The 15408-nt window shown below is 71.5% G+C and carries 14 protein-coding genes; 11 read left to right on the plus strand and 3 right to left on the minus strand.

Annotated features, from left to right (window positions below):
* Window positions 1-97: 97 nt before the first annotated feature.
* Entirely contained in the window at window positions 98-721 is a 624-nt protein-coding gene (locus JO379_RS09705) for a GntR family transcriptional regulator (RefSeq protein WP_130877408.1), read from the plus strand.
* Between the two features lie 299 nt (window positions 722-1020).
* On the plus strand, window positions 1021-2019 hold the full coding sequence (locus JO379_RS09710) for a helix-turn-helix transcriptional regulator (RefSeq protein WP_130877409.1): 999 nt from the start codon (window positions 1021-1023) through the stop codon (window positions 2017-2019).
* A 75-nt stretch (window positions 2020-2094) separates the two neighbouring features.
* Here JO379_RS09710 and JO379_RS09715 read toward each other — a convergent pair whose 3' ends face one another.
* The gene (locus tag JO379_RS09715) at window positions 2095-3024 is read right to left on the minus strand and encodes an SDR family oxidoreductase (protein ID WP_207303880.1); all 930 of its coding nucleotides are present in this window, start codon (window positions 3022-3024) and stop codon (window positions 2095-2097) included.
* 246 nt (window positions 3025-3270) lie between these two features.
* Between JO379_RS09715 and JO379_RS09720 the strand changes: the two genes are divergently transcribed.
* The 3 genes from JO379_RS09720 (at window position 3271) to JO379_RS09730 (ending at window position 6586) form a co-directional block, all read left to right on the plus strand.
* The gene (locus JO379_RS09720; RefSeq protein ID WP_130877837.1) at window positions 3271-3789 is read left to right on the plus strand and encodes a DUF4240 domain-containing protein; all 519 of its coding nucleotides are present in this window, start codon (window positions 3271-3273) and stop codon (window positions 3787-3789) included.
* A gap of 317 nt (window positions 3790-4106) precedes the next feature.
* Complete coding sequence (locus JO379_RS09725; RefSeq protein WP_209514595.1) at window positions 4107-5006, plus strand: TIGR01777 family oxidoreductase; 900 nt, start codon at window positions 4107-4109, stop codon at window positions 5004-5006.
* A gap of 260 nt (window positions 5007-5266) precedes the next feature.
* Complete coding sequence (locus JO379_RS09730; RefSeq protein ID WP_209514597.1) at window positions 5267-6586, plus strand: NAD(P)/FAD-dependent oxidoreductase; 1320 nt, start codon at window positions 5267-5269, stop codon at window positions 6584-6586.
* A 241-nt stretch (window positions 6587-6827) separates the two neighbouring features.
* Here the strand turns inward: JO379_RS09730 and JO379_RS09735 are convergent, their stop codons facing one another.
* The gene (locus tag JO379_RS09735; protein WP_130877412.1) at window positions 6828-8273 is read right to left on the minus strand and encodes an NsdA family TPR-like regulatory protein; all 1446 of its coding nucleotides are present in this window, start codon (window positions 8271-8273) and stop codon (window positions 6828-6830) included.
* Window positions 8274-8557: 284 nt separating this feature from the next.
* Here JO379_RS09735 and lipB point away from each other — a divergent pair, with 284 nt between their 5' ends.
* The 4 genes from lipB to JO379_RS09755 all read left to right on the plus strand — a co-directional run bounded on the left by lipB (window position 8558) and on the right by JO379_RS09755 (window position 11626).
* Entirely contained in the window at window positions 8558-9340 is a 783-nt protein-coding gene (gene lipB / locus JO379_RS09740) for a lipoyl(octanoyl) transferase LipB (protein ID WP_130877413.1), read from the plus strand.
* A 171-nt stretch (window positions 9341-9511) separates the two neighbouring features.
* Window positions 9512-10477 carry a lipoyl synthase gene (gene lipA / locus JO379_RS09745; protein ID WP_130877414.1) on the plus strand — a complete coding sequence of 322 codons (966 nt, stop codon included), beginning with the start codon at window positions 9512-9514 and terminating at the stop codon, window positions 10475-10477.
* A 209-nt stretch (window positions 10478-10686) separates the two neighbouring features.
* Complete coding sequence (locus tag JO379_RS09750) at window positions 10687-10935, plus strand: SCO2195 family GlnR-regulated protein (RefSeq protein WP_130877415.1); 249 nt, start codon at window positions 10687-10689, stop codon at window positions 10933-10935.
* Between the two features lie 10 nt (window positions 10936-10945).
* On the plus strand, window positions 10946-11626 hold the full coding sequence (locus JO379_RS09755; RefSeq protein ID WP_130877416.1) for a DUF4191 domain-containing protein: 681 nt from the start codon (window positions 10946-10948) through the stop codon (window positions 11624-11626).
* Between the two features lie 81 nt (window positions 11627-11707).
* On the opposite strand, the gene JO379_RS09760 is transcribed toward JO379_RS09755, so the two are convergent.
* Window positions 11708-12175, minus strand: a complete 468-nt coding sequence (locus JO379_RS09760) for an RDD family protein (RefSeq protein WP_130877417.1) — start codon at window positions 12173-12175, stop codon at window positions 11708-11710.
* Between the two features lie 220 nt (window positions 12176-12395).
* On the opposite strand from JO379_RS09760, the gene glnA reads away from it, so the two are divergent.
* Both glnA and JO379_RS09770 read left to right on the plus strand, forming a co-directional pair.
* The gene (glnA, locus tag JO379_RS09765; RefSeq protein ID WP_130877418.1) at window positions 12396-13805 is read left to right on the plus strand and encodes a type I glutamate--ammonia ligase; all 1410 of its coding nucleotides are present in this window, start codon (window positions 12396-12398) and stop codon (window positions 13803-13805) included.
* A gap of 469 nt (window positions 13806-14274) precedes the next feature.
* Window positions 14275-15378 carry a phosphoenolpyruvate carboxykinase (ATP) gene (locus tag JO379_RS09770; RefSeq protein ID WP_209514599.1) on the plus strand — a complete coding sequence of 368 codons (1104 nt, stop codon included), beginning with the start codon at window positions 14275-14277 and terminating at the stop codon, window positions 15376-15378.
* Window positions 15379-15408 lie beyond the last annotated feature (30 nt).

Raw genomic sequence — 15408 nt, forward strand, 5'->3', positions numbered from 1 at the left:
TCCGTGCCCGCCCTGCCCCGCATGTCCCCGGCTGCCCGTACTGCCGCGATAATGGGGCTACGAGCCACCGCTCGCCCGCCCGAGGAGCACGTCACCCATGGCCCCACCCGTCGTCCATTCGCTGCGCGACCAGATCCGCGAGCACATCCTCGAAGGGATCGTCAGCGGGCGCTGGCAGCCGGGTGAGCGGATCGTCGAGCGCCGGATCGCGGCGGAGCTGCTGGTGAGCCAGACGCCGGTGCGTGAGGCGCTGCGCGAGCTGGAGTCGCTGCGGCTGATCGAGTCGGCACCCAACAAGGGCGTCCGGGTCCGCGATCTGACCGCCGCCGATCTGCGGGAGAGCTATCCGGTGCGGGCGGGCCTGGAGCAGGTGGCCGCCGAGCTGGCCGCCCCCGTCCTGGCCGAGGACGTCTCGGCCCTGGAGCCGGAGGTGGCCGCGCTGTACGAGGCGGACCGGGCCGGCGACGGCGAGGCGCAGGTGCGGCACACGGTGGCCTTCCACCGCGAGATCGTCAAGGCCGCGGGGAACTCCGTCCTGCTGCACACCTGGGAGTCGCTGGGCATCGAGGTGTGGACCACCCTCTCGATCCGCTGGCTGAGCCCGGAGCCGCGCGCGCACGCGGAGGACCACGCGGAGATCGTGGCGGCGTTCCGGCGGCGCGATCCGCGGATCGGCGAGCTGCTGCGGACCCATGTGCTGAGCTGCGCGCCCCGGGTCTGAGCGGGCGTTTCCCGGCCCTGTGCGGGCCCTTTTCCGGGCCACCTCCGGGCCCGCCTTCGTGCCCACCCCCGTGATCGTGGGAAACTTTCCTGCATCCGGCATTGATCGATCATCGATCAGGGGCGTATCGTCTCCGCGGGACGCATCACCCCACCCCCTGAACTGAGCTGCGCCATGCCGCCCTGTCCTGTGACACGGCGCAGCTCAAGGGTGAGGACAGGAACCCGTACGTCATCCGTTGCCCTGGCCGGCGCACGGGTCCTGTCCTCACTGTCAGTACCGGCCGCCATGATGTCCTCATGCGAGCGGCCCGGCTGATCAAGATGGTGTTGCTGCTCCAGTCCCGGCCCTCGATGACGGGTGCCGAGCTGGCGCGGCAGTTGGAGGTCTCGGAGCGCACGGTCGCACGGGACGTGTCGGCCCTGTCGGAAGCCGGTGTCCCGGTCTACGCCGACCGCGGCCGGACCGGCGGCTACCGCCTCATCGGCGGCTACCGCACCCGCCTTACAGGTCTGGGCCGCACCGAGGCCGAAGCGCTGTTCCTGTCCGGGGTGCCGTCGGCGCTGCGCGAGATGGGCCTGGCGGACGCCGCCTCCGCCGCCCGCCTCAAGGTCTCGGCGGCCCTGCTGCCCGAGCTGAGCGACGCCCCCACGAGCGCGGCCCAGCGTTTCCACCTCGACGCCCCCGGCTGGTGGCAGCCCGCCGAACCCCCCGAGCTGCTGCCCGCCATCGCGGACGCCGTGTGGGACGACCGGTGGATCACCGCCCGCTACCTCCGGTCGGACACCGAGGTGGAGCGGGAGCTGGAGCCGTACGGGCTCGTCCTGAAGGCGGGCGTCTGGTACCTGGCGGCCCGGGCGGACGGCGACCACCGGGTCTACCGCGTGGACCGCTTCACGGCGGTCGCCGTCGGCGAGCAGCGCTTCGCACGCGCGGACGACTTCGACCTGCCCGCGTTCTGGGACGAGCGGGCGGCGCAGTTCACCCGGTCGCTGCTGCGCGAGCGGGTGGAGCTGCGCCTCACCCCCGAGGGCGTCCGTCGGCTGCCGTACGCGATGGACCGTGCGGCCGCGCGGGAGTCCCTCGCCGAGGCGGCCGGCCCGGACGGGCAGGGGCGCATCACCGTCACCCTGCCCGTCGAGAGCCTCGACGTCGCGTACGAGCAGCTGCTCGCCCTCGGCCCGGAGGCGGAGGTGCTGGGCCCGCCGCACTTGCGCGCCCGCTGCGCGGAGGCGGCGGCGAGGGGCGCGGCGCTGTACGCCGGGCGGCGGGGGACATCCAGCCCGCCCGGCGCTTGAGGACCGGGGCCCGGGGCGGAGCCCCGGTTACGGGAAGGGACGGCGGGGCCGGGGAAGGGCCCCGCGGGGCACGTCTCAGCGGTACTCCTCCGCGCTCGCCTCCTTCCCCCCGAAGACGACGTCCTTGAAGTACGCGAAACAGTCCGGCCGAGAGCCGTCCGCGTCGTCGAAGTCGTAGACCTCGGCCAGCTCGCCGCTGGAGAGGGAGGCGCCGTTCCAGCGCGCCTTGTCCGGGTCCGCGGCGAGCGCGGCGACGGCCCGGCCGATGAGCACCGGGGACTCCGCGATGGCGAAGTGCGGGCTCTTCTCGATCGCGTCCCGCCAGGTGGCCTCGGTGACCCCGAAGTGGTCGAGCATCTCCTCCGAGCGCAGAAAGCCCGGAGTGATCGAGAGGGCGGTGCCGCCGTGCTCCTTCAGCTCCTGCGCGAGGCCGTACGCCATCCGGATCGGGGCGTTCTTGGCGAGGTCGAAGAAGAGATTGCCACGGTAGGTCTTGTTGAACTCCGCCGTCCCGTCGGTCACCTCGACCACCAGTCCCCCGGGCCGGCGGATCAGCAGCGGCAGCGCGTAATGGCTGGTGATGGCGTGCGTCTCGACGGAGAGCCGCAGCATCCGCAGCCCCTTGTCCAGGTCCACGTCCCACACCTTGGTGTCGAACTCGATCAGGTGATCGCCGCCCCAGACGTCGTTGACCAGCACATCGAGCCGCCCCTGTTCCTCGTCGATCCGCTCGACGAGGGCCTTCACGGCCTCGCGCTCCAGATGGTCGGTGGGGACGGCGATGCCGGTGCCGCCCGCCGCCGTCACCAGCTCGGCGGTGTCCTCGATGGTCTCCGGCCGGTCCACCTCGCTGCGCCCCGCCCGCGTGCTGCGGCCGGTCACATAGACGGTGGCGCCCGCCCGGCCCAGCTCCACGGCCATCGCCCGGCCCGCTCCCCGCGTCGCGCCCGCGACGAGCGCGATCCTGCCCGTCAGGTCTCCGGCCTGCGCACTCTGCGACTGCACGTCTTGGTCCTCTCGTTCCGCCGTTCTCCGTCAGGACGACCCTGTCAGCGATACCCGACACCTTCCGTCCTGTTTTCCCGGCGTTTCCTCCCGCGCCCCTGCCGTGTCCCCGTCGTCTCCCCTCCCCCCGCCCCCCTCCGTCACCCGGGGCACGGCCGAGGGCCTACGAGCCGGACGTAACGACACGGCCGCATCCGCTCCGCTCCGCGTGCGCCGCCCGGTGCCAGGCCCGATGCTGGTGGCGTGATGGACGAGACGGAGTTCTGGGAGCTGGTCGACAGCACGCGCGAGGCCGCCGGCGGTGACGCCGAGGATCAGGCCGACCTGCTGGTCGAGCGGCTGGTGCAGCTCGACCCCGACCGCGTGGTGGACTTCGCCCGGCACTTCGAGGCGCGCTACAACCGTGCGTACCTCTGGGATCTGTGGGGCGCGGCCGCCGTACTGCTGAACGGCGCGAGCGATGACGCGTTCGACTATTTCCGCTGCTGGCTCATCGGCCAGGGCCGCGAGGTCTTCGAGGGCGCGGTGCACGATCCGGACAACCTCGCGGAACTCCTCGACGAGTTCGACGAAGAGGTGGACGGCGACGCGGAGGACCTGGGTTACGCGGCGGACGAGGCGTACGAGCAGCTGACGGGGGCACAGACCCCGGACCTGGGGCTGCCGAGCGCCCCGGCCGAGCCGATGGGCTCGCCGTTCGACCTGGAGGACGAGGCGGTGCTGGAGGAACGGTTCCCCAGGCTGTGGGACCGGTTCAGGGCGTAGGCGCTGTCCGGCGGAGCAGGTGAGCGGACGCTGCTGCGCTGTGTCCTCAAGCGCCGGACGGGCTCGAATAAGCCCGTCCGGCGATTGAGGACGCGCCCGCAGGGCGCCCGCCGCCGCAGGCGGCAAGACCCCGGTCGGGCCACGGCCGCGCGGGGGCGAGCCGGAGACAGCCGACGAGCCGGGGGGCGGCGGACTCCGATTCCGCCACGAGGATCGTGGGTGGCGGGGCGGATGACCGGCTCGGGCATGCGATCACTGTGCCACGCACCCGGCCGGGTACCCACCCCCTGCCCGGAATTCCGTGCAGGATGGGCGTCATGCGGATCGCGATCACCGGCTCGACCGGGCTCATCGGCACGGCACTCCTGCGCTCCCTGGAGGCGGACGGCCACCAGGTGGTGCGGCTCGTACGCCGGCCGCCGCGGCGGGAGGGCGAGGTCACCTGGGACCCGAAGGGCGGCCGGGTCGACACCGGCGGCCTCGCCGGGTGCGAGGCCGTGGTGCACCTGGCGGGCGCGGGCATCGGCGACCACCGGTGGACCGCTGCCTACAAGCGGGAGCTCCGCGACAGCCGGGTGCTGGGCACCGCCACGCTCGCCGAGGCCCTCGCCGCCCTCCCCGCCCCGCCGCGCGTGCTGATCAGCGGCAGCGCGATCGGAATCTACGGGGACACCGGCGACCGGGCCGTCGACGAGGCCACGGCCCCCGGCCACGGCTTCCTCGCGGATCTCTGCCAGGAGTGGGAGGCGGCGGCCGGCCCGGCCGTGGAGGCGGGCGTACGGACGGTGTTCGCCCGCACCGGGCTGGTCGTGGCCCGGGGCGGCGGCGCGTGGGGCCGGCTCTTCCCGCTCTTCAAGCTGGGCCTCGGGGGACGGCTGGGCAGCGGCCGCCAGTACTGGAGCTTCATCGCCCTGCGGGACCACATCGCCGCGCTGCGCCACCTTCTGGACACCCCGGGGTTGTCGGGGCCCGTCAATCTCACCGCGCCGGACCCGGTCACCAACCGCGAGGTGACGGCGGCCATGGGCCGCGTCCTGCGCCGCCCGACCCCGTTCCCCGTGCCCGCCCCCGCGCTCGAGCTGGCGCTGGGCGAGCTGTCCACGGATGTCCTGGCCAGTCAGCGGGTGCTGCCCCGGCGGCTGTTGGACTCCGGCTTCGACTTCGCCTTCCCGGACATCGAGGGGGCGCTGCGGGCGGCGCTGACGGCTCCACGCTGACGTTTGGACCGCTCCGCACGGCCGTTACCTGGCGGAACACCGGCGCGGGCCACCGGTGTGAGCCCGGGCGCGCTCAGAGTTCCTGAACGGGGGTCCGGGCAGCGGACTGTGCGGCGTGCGACCGCTGTGCGACCGTGCCCTGTTTGTGCGCGACTGTTATTGACCGAATTTCTCTCTACGGTCGAGGCAAACTCGCGCTTCCCCGCCGCCCGTTGAGGGCATCAGGCCCCCGAGTGAGCGGACCGATCCCGGGAGGGCACGTGCTCAGCAGCGCACGCGACACCGCACAGCACGCTGACGTCGTCATCGTCGGAGCCGGCCTCGCCGGTCTCTCGGCAGCTCATCAGCTCACCAGCGCCGGGGTGACCGTCACGGTCCTGGAGGCCGCTCCGTACGTGGGCGGCCGGATGACGACCGATACGGTCGACGGCTTCCGGCTCGACCGCACGGGCCAGTTGCTCAATACCTCCTTCCCCGAACTGCTGGCCCCCGGGCTCGGCGCCCTCGCCCTGCGTCCCTTCACCCCCGGTGTGCTCGTCCACAGCGGAGGCCGTAACCAGCGCACCGGCGAACCGCGTGGTGCCCGGCGCGCGTTCACCACCGCGCGGGCCTTCGCCACGGCCGCCCGGGCACCGCGCGGCGGAAGCCTCGACCAGGCCCGGCTCGGCGCGGCGCTGGCCCGGCTCGCCACCTTGTCCACCAACCGGATGCTCGCCCGGCCCGACCGGCCCACCGCCGACACCCTGACCACCCGCGGCCTGCCGGCCCGTACGGTCGAGGGCTTCCTGCGCCCCTTGCTGACGTCCCTGCTGTGCGACCCGGACCTGACCACCTCCAGCCGCTGCGCCGACCTCGTCCTGCGCGGCTACGCGCGGGGCCGGCTGTGTCTGCCGGCGGGCGGCGCGGACAGCGTCCCGGAGCTGCTGGCGGCGGCGCTGCCGCCCGGTACGGTACGGACGAACATCCACGCCAAGGCCGCCTGCACCACTTCCGTCAGCACGGCCGAGCACGGGGAGATCGGCTGCCGCTCGGTGATCGTGGCCACCGGGGCCCGCGCCGCCGCCGAGCTGATCCCGGGCCTGCGGCTGCCGGACTTCCACCCCGTGACGGTGCTGCACCACACGGCCGACGCACCGCCGCTGCGCGACGCGTCGCTCATCCTCACCACCGGCCGGGGCCCGGTCGCGCACACCACGGTCGCCAGCGAGGTGGACCCCTCACGGGCCCCCGACGGCCGGCCTCTGATCACCTCGACGGTGCTCGGAGCAGCCGCCGGGCTGCCCGTCGCCGAGCTGGACCGGGCGGCCCGCGCCCAGCTGGCCCGCGTCTACGGCACGTCCACCACGGGCTGGCGGCTCCTCGCCGCCCACCACGACCCGGACGCGGTCCCGGCGATGCCCGCGCCGCACGACGTACGCCGCCCGGTGCGGATCCTGGACGGCCTGTACGTCTGCGGTGACCACCGCGACACCAGCACCGTCCAGGGCGCGCTGCACTCCGGCCGCCGAGCCGCCCACGCGGTGCTCCGCGACTTCGGCATCCGGTCGGACTTCGACGCGCAGACCTTGCAGGTGGCGTAGGCGTAGGCCTGGCGGCGAATCCCGGCTACGGGCCGTCGTGCCGACTGCGGCCCGTCTTTGCCGCCTGCGGCGGCAGGCGCCCTGCGGGCGCGTCCTCAATCGCCGGACGGGCTTATATAAGCCCGTCCGGCGATTGAGGACACAGCACAGCAGCCCGCTGGGGGCACCTCCCAGCGGTAGCTGGGGGAGATTGAGGACACCGCCGCGCAGCGGTGGTGCGCACACCGCCGGACGGCGACCGTTACAGAGCCGCCACCTTCTCCCGGTACGCCCGCGCCGGAGCGGCATCGCGATACGGCTCCAGGCGCCGCTCGAAGTCGCGGATGTACTCCAGCGCCCGGACCGAGCGCATCTCGGCGCCCTGCTGCGCCGCCTCCACACCGAGCGCGCATGCCTGCTCCAGCTCGCCGAGGCCCAGCCGGGCCGAGGCCAGCACCACCTTGCAGAAGAGCCTGCTGCGGGCGTAGGAGGCGCTGCGCAGCTGGAGCGAGCGCTCCGCGTGCTGCGCCGCCGCGCGGTACTGCTGGAGATCGCGGTGGCAGTGGGCGAATTCGTCCGCGAGCTGAGCCTCGTCGAAGAAGCGCGCCCAGTACGGCACGTCGTCACCCGGCCGGGACGTCTCCAGGGCCCGCTCGGCCCGCGCGAGCGACGCCGAGCACGCCCGCACCTCGCCGAGCACGCCGTGTCCGCGCGCCTCCACGGCGTGCAGCAGCGACTGGACGACGGGCGGTGCGCCGGAGCCCACGCCCTGCTGCGCCACCCGCGCGAGCTGCACCGCCTCGCGCCCGTGTCCCAGGTACACGGCCTGCCGGCTCATGGTGACCAGCACATAGCTGCCGTAGGCCCGGTCGCCCGCGGCCTGGGCCAGCCGCAGGGCCTGGACGAAGTACCGCTGCGCCAGCCCGTGGGCGGCGATGTCGTACGACGTCCAGCCCGCGAGCCGGGTGAGGTCCGCGGCCGCCGCGAACAGCCGCCGGCCGATGGCCTCCCCGTAGGTGCCGCGGAGCATCGGCTCGGCCTCGTGCTCCAGATAGCGCACCAGGGCCTGGCGGGCGTGGCCGCCACCGTAGGCGTGGTCGAGGGTGCGGAACAGCTCGCCCACCGACCGCAGGGCCGCGATGTCGCCCATCGAGACCCGGCCGCCCGGCCCACGCTCGGCGCTCCGCTGGCGGGGCGGCGCGCCCCGCGCCTGGAGGGGCACCCGGGCGGTGTCCGCCGCGGGCGGCGGGCCGCCGCGGGCCACGCGCTCGTCCGCCCGGCCGATCAGCCAGTCGCGGCTGGGCACCACCAGCCCGGCGGGGGTGAACGCGATCTTCCGGAGCTCGGTATGGCTCCCGGAGTCCTTGCGCCAGAGCCCGCTGACGATGTCAATGGCCTCTTCGGGTGACGCGGCGAATTCGAGACCGGCGTACACCGGCGCACACGCGTCGAGCCCGAGATCCTGCGCGGACAGCCGTCGCCCGAGCCGTCGCGTGAAGACCTCGGCGATCAGCGCCGGGGTCGTGCCGCGCGGCTGCTGCCCGCGCAGCCACCGGGTGACGGATGTCTTGTCGTATCGCAGGTCAAGGCCGTGCTCCAGCCCTAACTGATCGACACGACGAGCGAGCCCCGCGTTGGAGAAGCCGGCCTCCGCGATGAGCGCGGCGAGCTGACGGTTGGGGATGCGCTGTGGGGGTCGTTCCGTCATCAGCCTGCCGGTCTCCCTGATCGCCCTCTGGAACGGCGTGAATTTAGCGTCGTCCGCCGCCCCGATCGCCACCTTCGCCCCGCATTCATCCGATCGTGTGAGGACAGATCAAATACGCCCGGAGGGCCGTCCGGGTCGATCTTGGGGGTGCCCGGACCACTCCCGGAGTCGGCCGCCCGCAGGCTTGCCGGACCCCGGCCGTACAGTTGCAGGGGCGCGGGAAACGGCGCGGGAACACCGAGACAGACCACGCAAGGTTCGAAATGGTTCGAAGAGGAGCTGCCGTGAGTGAGCTGCGCTTTGTCCACCTGGGCTTCGGAGCGGACGCCGTCGAGTACCAGGAGGCCTGGCAGGAGCAGCGACGGGTGCACGCGGCCCGCTTCGCGGACGAGCTCCCGGACACCTGCCTGCTGCTGGAGCACCCGGCGGTCTACACCGCGGGACGGCGCACGGAGGACAGCGAGCGCCCCCTGGATGGCACTCCTGTGATCGATGTCGATCGTGGCGGAAAAATCACTTGGCACGGCCCGGGTCAGCTCGTCGGCTACCCGATCCTGAAGCTGCCGCGCCCGGTGGACGTCATCGCGCACGTGCGGCGCCTGGAGGAGGCGCTGATCCGCGCCTGCGCCGACTTCGGTCTGGAGACCACCCGGATCGAGGGCCGCAGCGGGGTGTGGGTGCTGGGCGACCCGGTGGCCGACCGCCCGGCTCTCGGCGGCCTCAGCCTGGACTTCGACCCGCGGCTGACGGACGAGGAGTTCGACCCCCGGCTGAACGGCCCGGAGTACGCCCCGTCCAACGCCGGCCAGCGCCGGGAGGACCGCAAGCTCGCCGCGATCGGCATCCGCATCGCCAAGGGCGTGACGATGCACGGCTTCTCGCTGAACTGTGACCCCGACAACACCTGGTTCGACCGGATCGTGCCCTGTGGCATCCGCGACGCGGGCGTGACCTCGCTCTCCAACGAGCTGGGCCGGCAGGTACCGGTCGCCGAGGTCCTGCCGGTGGTGGAGAAGCACCTCCGGGAGATCCTGGAGTCGGCGGAACCCCTGCCGCGGGCGGTGTGACGACGGGGGTCGGGCCCCTCGACGACCGCCCGGAGCGGCGGTCGGAGAACCCGCTGGGATCAGTCCGGGGAATGGCCCCCGGTCTCCCCAGGTTGGTCTGCACGTAAAGACGCACAATTAACGGGCGTACCCTGGTGTCCGCCGAAGAATCGAAGTCGTAGGGAGCCGGACGTGTCCGCTGTCGCACCCGACGGACGCAAGATGCTGCGCCTGGAGGTCCGGAACAGCCAGACCCCCATCGAGCGCAAGCCCGAGTGGATCAAGACCCGGGCGAAGATGGGCCCCGAGTACACCAAGATGCAGAACCTCGTGAAGAGCGAGGGCCTGCACACCGTGTGCCAGGAGGCCGGCTGTCCGAACATCTACGAATGCTGGGAGGACCGCGAGGCCACCTTCCTCATCGGCGGTGACCAGTGCACCCGGCGCTGTGACTTCTGCCAGATCGACACGGGCAAGCCGCAGGCGCTGGACCTCGACGAGCCGCGCCGCGTGGGCGAGTCCGTCGTCACCATGGACCTGAACTACGCCACCATCACCGGCGTCGCGCGCGACGACCTCGAGGACGGCGGCGCCTGGCTGTACGCGGAGACCGTGCGCCAGATTCACGCCATGACGGCGGAGCGCGAGGGCGGCCACACCAAGGTCGAGCTGCTGATCCCCGACTTCAACGCGGTGCCCGAGCAGCTGGCCGAGGTCTTCTCCGCCCGCCCCGAGGTGCTCGCGCACAACGTCGAGACGGTGCCGCGGATCTTCAAGCGCATCCGCCCCGGCTTCCGCTACGAGCGTTCGCTGGAGGTCATCACCAAGGCCCGCGAGGCCGGCCTGGTGACCAAGTCCAATCTGATCCTGGGCATGGGCGAGACCCGTGAGGAGGTCAGCGAGGCGCTGCGCGATCTGCACGAGGCGGGCTGCGAGCTGATCACCATCACCCAGTACCTGCGCCCCTCCCCCCGGCACCACCCCGTCGAGCGCTGGGTGAAGCCGCAGGAGTTCGTGGAGCTCAAGGACGAGGCCGACGCGATCGGCTACTCCGGTGTGATGTCCGGGCCGCTGGTCCGCTCCTCCTACCGCGCCGGCCGGCTCTTCCAGCAGGCCATCGAGCGGCGCGAGACGGTCGCGTCGACGCAGGCCGTCTGACCACCCGACCCCTCCCCCGGCATGCCGTACAACGCGGCCCGCACCCCCCGCAAGAGCGCGGGGCGGTGCGGGCCGCGTCAACGTTTCATAGGTGTTTGACCAACAGGTCATCCATTGGTAACACCGTTCCGTAACGATAGAAGCACCCACAGCAGCACCCAGCCCCCCGCGCCTCATTCCCACTTCCGTTTTCCGAGGGGACTTCGCCAATGCAGGCCGCGACCGTACGCGCCGCTTCCGCACCGCCTTCCGCCCTTCCCGCCACGCTCTCCGTACGACCTCCGTCCGTCACCGGCGCCCTGCGCGCCCTGGAGGGTCTGCTGCTGCGCGGGGGCCAGCGCACCGCCCGTAGGAACGCCTGGACCGCGGTGCTCGAGGACCGTCGTCGGGCCAAGGACCGACGCGAGGCTCAGCACGTACTGGAGGCCGTGGCCGCCCCGGGTCCGCAGGCCACGTAAACTTCGCTACATGGCGAGGAAGGAAACATCCGAGAACCCCGGGCGACTGAAGCAGATCGCCCTGACCTACAAGATGACCAAGAAGGTCGACTCGAAGGTCGGTCTTGTCGTCGCGGCTGTGGGAATTGTCACCTTCGGTGTACTCCTCGCCATCGGCTTCTTGATCGACCACCCGGTCTACCTCGGCATCCTGGGCTTCCTGCTGGCCTTCCTCGCGATGGCGATCGTCTTCGGGCGACGGGCCGAGCGTGCTGCCTTCGGGCAGATGGAGGGCCAGCCGGGAGCGGCGGCGGCAGTGCTGGAGAACATCGGCCGTGGTTGGTCGACGACTCCGGCGGTGGCGATGAACCGCAGCCAGGACGTCGTCCACCGGGCTGTCGGCAAGGCGGGCATCGTGCTCGTCGGCGAAGGCAACCCGAACCGGGTCAAGACCCTGCTGGCGGCCGAGAAGAAGCGCATGGCGCGCATCGTCGCGGACACGCCGGTGCACGACGTGGTCGTGGGCGACGGCGAGGGCCAGGTGCCGCTCAAGAAGCTGCGCACCACGATGCTCAAGCTGCCGCGGGTGCTGCCGGGCGCGCAGGTGACGGTCGTCAACGACCGCCTCCGGGCGCTGGGCGACCTGATGAGCAACATGCCCATCCCGAAGGGTCCGATGCCGAAGGGCATGCGGATGCCGAAGGGCCGCTGAGGGTCTTTACACGCAAAAGGGCGGGGCGGGAACCTTTCGGTTCCCGCCCCGCCCTTTTGCGTTGCCTTCCGGGGTCTGGGATCAGATCCGCACCTGGACGGCACGGGCGAGCCGGTCGTGCAGACCGCGGGTGTCCCGGTCCCAGATGACCGCCGGGATTACGATGGCAAGGAGAACGCTGCGCAGCAGCACCCGGGGCAGGCCGAGCCGCCCGCCGTCCTCACCGACGACCCGCAGGCCCAGCAGGCGCTTGCCGGGAGTGCAGCCGACCGTCCCGACGGTGAGGAGGCTGAGCAGGACGAAAATGAGCACAGCCCAGTTGCCCGCCCGCTGGGGTTCGCCGTCCGCGAGGAACGCGTAGGCGATGAGCATGCACAGTGCCCAGTCGATGAAGATGGCCCCGAAACGCCGCCCGAGCGGGGCGACGGACCCGGGTCCCTTCTCCGGCAGCCCGAGGCCTTCGCCCCGGTAGCCGAATTCGACGCCCATTTCCTCCGCGGCGGCGCGGGGACCCGAGAGCCACGAGCCGATTGCTTGCCTGTTGTCCACCCGTCCACGGTACTGCGACCGCATACGTTCCTTTCGGCCCGGGTCGGCCGTCAGCCTGTCCCCGCCGTGAGAGGGCCCCGCTCCGGTTAACCTCGGCGAAACAAATGGGTCATGCTTGGGAAATCCCGTCTCTCTAGGGTCGGCCCCAGCGCGTCACCCGCACATGGACTGCGCCACCGAAGCAACCCCGACCGCTCTCGGCCGGGCTAGGAGGAGTTGGATGTTCCAGAACGGCGACGACGCCAAGAAGTTCATCGCGGACGAGGACGTCAAGTTCGTCGACGTCCGCTTCTGCGACCTGCCCGGCGTGATGCAGCACTTCACGATCCCGGCGAAGGCGTTCGACCCGGCCGAGGAGCTGGCGTTCGACGGCTCCTCGATCCGCGGTTTCCAGGCCATCCACGAGTCCGACATGGCGCTTCGCGCGGACCTGTCGACCGCACGCCTCGACCCCTTCCGCAAGGACAAGACGCTCAACATCAACTTCTTCATCCACGACCCGATCACCGGCGAGCAGTACAGCCGTGACCCGCGGAACGTGGCGAAGAAGGCAGAGGCGTACCTCGCCTCCACGGGCATCGCCGACACCGCGTACTTCGGCCCCGAGGCCGAGTTCTACGTGTTCGACAACGTGCGCTTCGAGACCAGCGCGAACCAGTCCTTCTACCACATCGACTCCGAGGCCGGCGCCTGGAACACCGGTGCGGTGGAGAACAACCGCGGCTACAAGGTCCGCTACAAGGGCGGCTACTTCCCGGCCCCGCCGGTCGACCACTTCGCCGACCTGCGCGCCGAGATCTCCCTCGAGCTGGACGCGGCCGGCCTTCAGGTCGAGCGCCAGCACCACGAGGTCGGCACGGCCGGCCAGGCGGAGATCAACTACAAGTTCAACACGCTGCTCGCCGCGGCCGACGACCTGATGCTCTTCAAGTACATCGTGAAGAACGTCGCCTGGCGCAACGGCAAGACCGCGACCTTCATGCCGAAGCCGATCTTCGGCGACAACGGCTCGGGCATGCACGTCCACCAGTCGCTGTGGACCGGCGGCGAGCCGCTCTTCTACGACGAGCAGGGCTACGCGGGTCTCTCCGACACCGCCCGCTACTACATCGGCGGCATCCTCAAGCACGCCCCGTCGCTGCTGGCCTTCACCAACCCGACGGTGAACTCCTACCACCGCCTGGTCCCCGGCTTCGAGGCCCCGGTCAACATGGTCTACTCCCAGCGCAACCGCTCGGCCGCCATGCGCATCCCGATCACGGGCTCGAACCCGAAGGCCAAGCGCGTCGAGTTCCGCGCCCCGGACCCGTCCTCGAACCCGTACCTCGCCTTCTCGGCCCTCCTCCTCGCGGGCCTCGACGGCGTCAAGAACAAGATCGAGCCGGCCGAGCCGATCGACAAGGACCTCTACGAGCTCGCCCCCGACGAGCACGCGAGCGTCCCCCAGGTCCCGACCTCCCTCCCGGCGGTCCTCGAGGCCCTCGAGGCCGACAACGAGTACCTCCAGGCGGGCGGCGTCTTCACGTCCGACCTGATCGAGACCTGGATCGACTACAAGCGCACGAACGAAATCGCGCCGATGCAGCTGCGTCCGCACCCGCACGAGTTCGAGCTGTACTTCGACATCTAAGAACACGGTTCGACGACCGGGAAGAGGCCCATTGAGGGCCTCTGACCCGGGACGCCTTCTGGTGTCTCGTCGAAATCACGAAGTGCGACTGAGCCCCGTCGCTGTCCCATGGGACAGCGACGGGGCTCAGTCGTGCTCCGGGGCACGGTGACCGGGCGGTGGTTGTGAGTCGGTGCCGCAGCGGCACGTCCGCGAGGAGTTGTCCGACCGGCCCCGGCGGATCAACGCGGGCCGAGGCGGTGATCGCCGCCCTTCGGCGAGGGTGGTGGAACTGTCCGTCAACCACGAGGGCCGGTGGAGGGGAATCCCGTTGCGTTTCACCGCCGGATCCCCAACCGTGTGCCTCCCCGGCCTTGATCCCGCCGAGGCCGGGCAGTTGGCCACCGTTGACGCCAAGCTCCGCCACGCCTATCAGCCGCTGGCCCGCCTGTACGTCCCCGCATGACACTCACGGGAAGGAGAAACCGCAGTGACCAGGACCGCTACCCGCATCGCCACGGCTACCCAGGCCGCGACCGTCACCAGCAACAGCACGGTGGTCACCGAATGGGCCCTTCGCTACTTCGGCCCCTGGTGGAGCGCCACCAGCACCACCGAGGACGACGGCCCTCAGGTGATCGCCGACGTCAACCCGGGCAGGGTCACCGAGATCGCCCAGCAGGTGGCCGACCGCTCCGGCGAAGAGACTGTCTACGCCAGCTCCCGGATGCTCCTGGGCCGGGACGATGAGGGCACGGTCTTTGCCTCGCAGCGCGAGGACAAGACCGCCTACCGGGCCGAGCCCGGCGGCCCGCTGCACATCTACGGCTGCGAGGACATCCCCGTCGCTCTGGCCGCTGCCCGTCTCGCCCGCGAGGTCGTTCGCGGCCGGCTGTTGGCCGACGGCTGGTCGATCCTGCACGCCTCCGCCGTCGTCCGCGACGGGCAGGCCGTGCTGACCTTGGGCGACAAGGGCGCCGGGAAGACCACCACCGCCCTCCTGCTGGCCCGGGCGGGCTGGCAGCTGCTGGCCAACGACCGCGTCTTCATCCGCCCCGACGGGGACCGGCTGCGGGTCCTGCCCTGGCCCTCGGCCGCCGCCATCGGCCTGGGCCTTCTCGATGCCCTCGGCTGGTACGACCAGGTCCGCGACCGCGTCCAAGAGGGCGAACAGCTCCACCCCACCCAGCACCAGATGGTCACCGACGCCCTCCACTCCGGCAGCCGCACACCCTTGTGGAAGGAGTCCGGCAAGGAGCTCAAGCCGCAGTTCTTCCCCGACCAACTCGCGACCTGGCTCGGCCTGACCCTGGCCACCGAAGGACACGCCGCCCGCATCCTCTTCCCCCGGATCACTCCCGGCGCTGAACCTGCCCTTCTCGACGAGGACCGCAGGGTGAGCGCCGGCGACTTCTTCACCGTCGGCACCGAGGACCGGTATCCCGATGTCTTCGGCCTGCTCCCGGACGACATTCCCGGCACAAAACCCCTGCTCGAACTCCTCGGCGAGCTCCCCCGGCAGCCCCTGTCCCTTGGACACGACGTGAAGGCGAACACCGACCTTCTCATGCAGGTCACAGAGCTGATTGCCTGAACCAAGTGACACGGTGGCGGAGGTACCTCA

Origin of the sequence: Streptomyces syringium, assembly GCF_017876625.1 — a bacterium.
GTDB classification, from domain to species: Bacteria; Actinomycetota; Actinomycetes; order Streptomycetales; family Streptomycetaceae; genus Streptomyces; species Streptomyces syringius.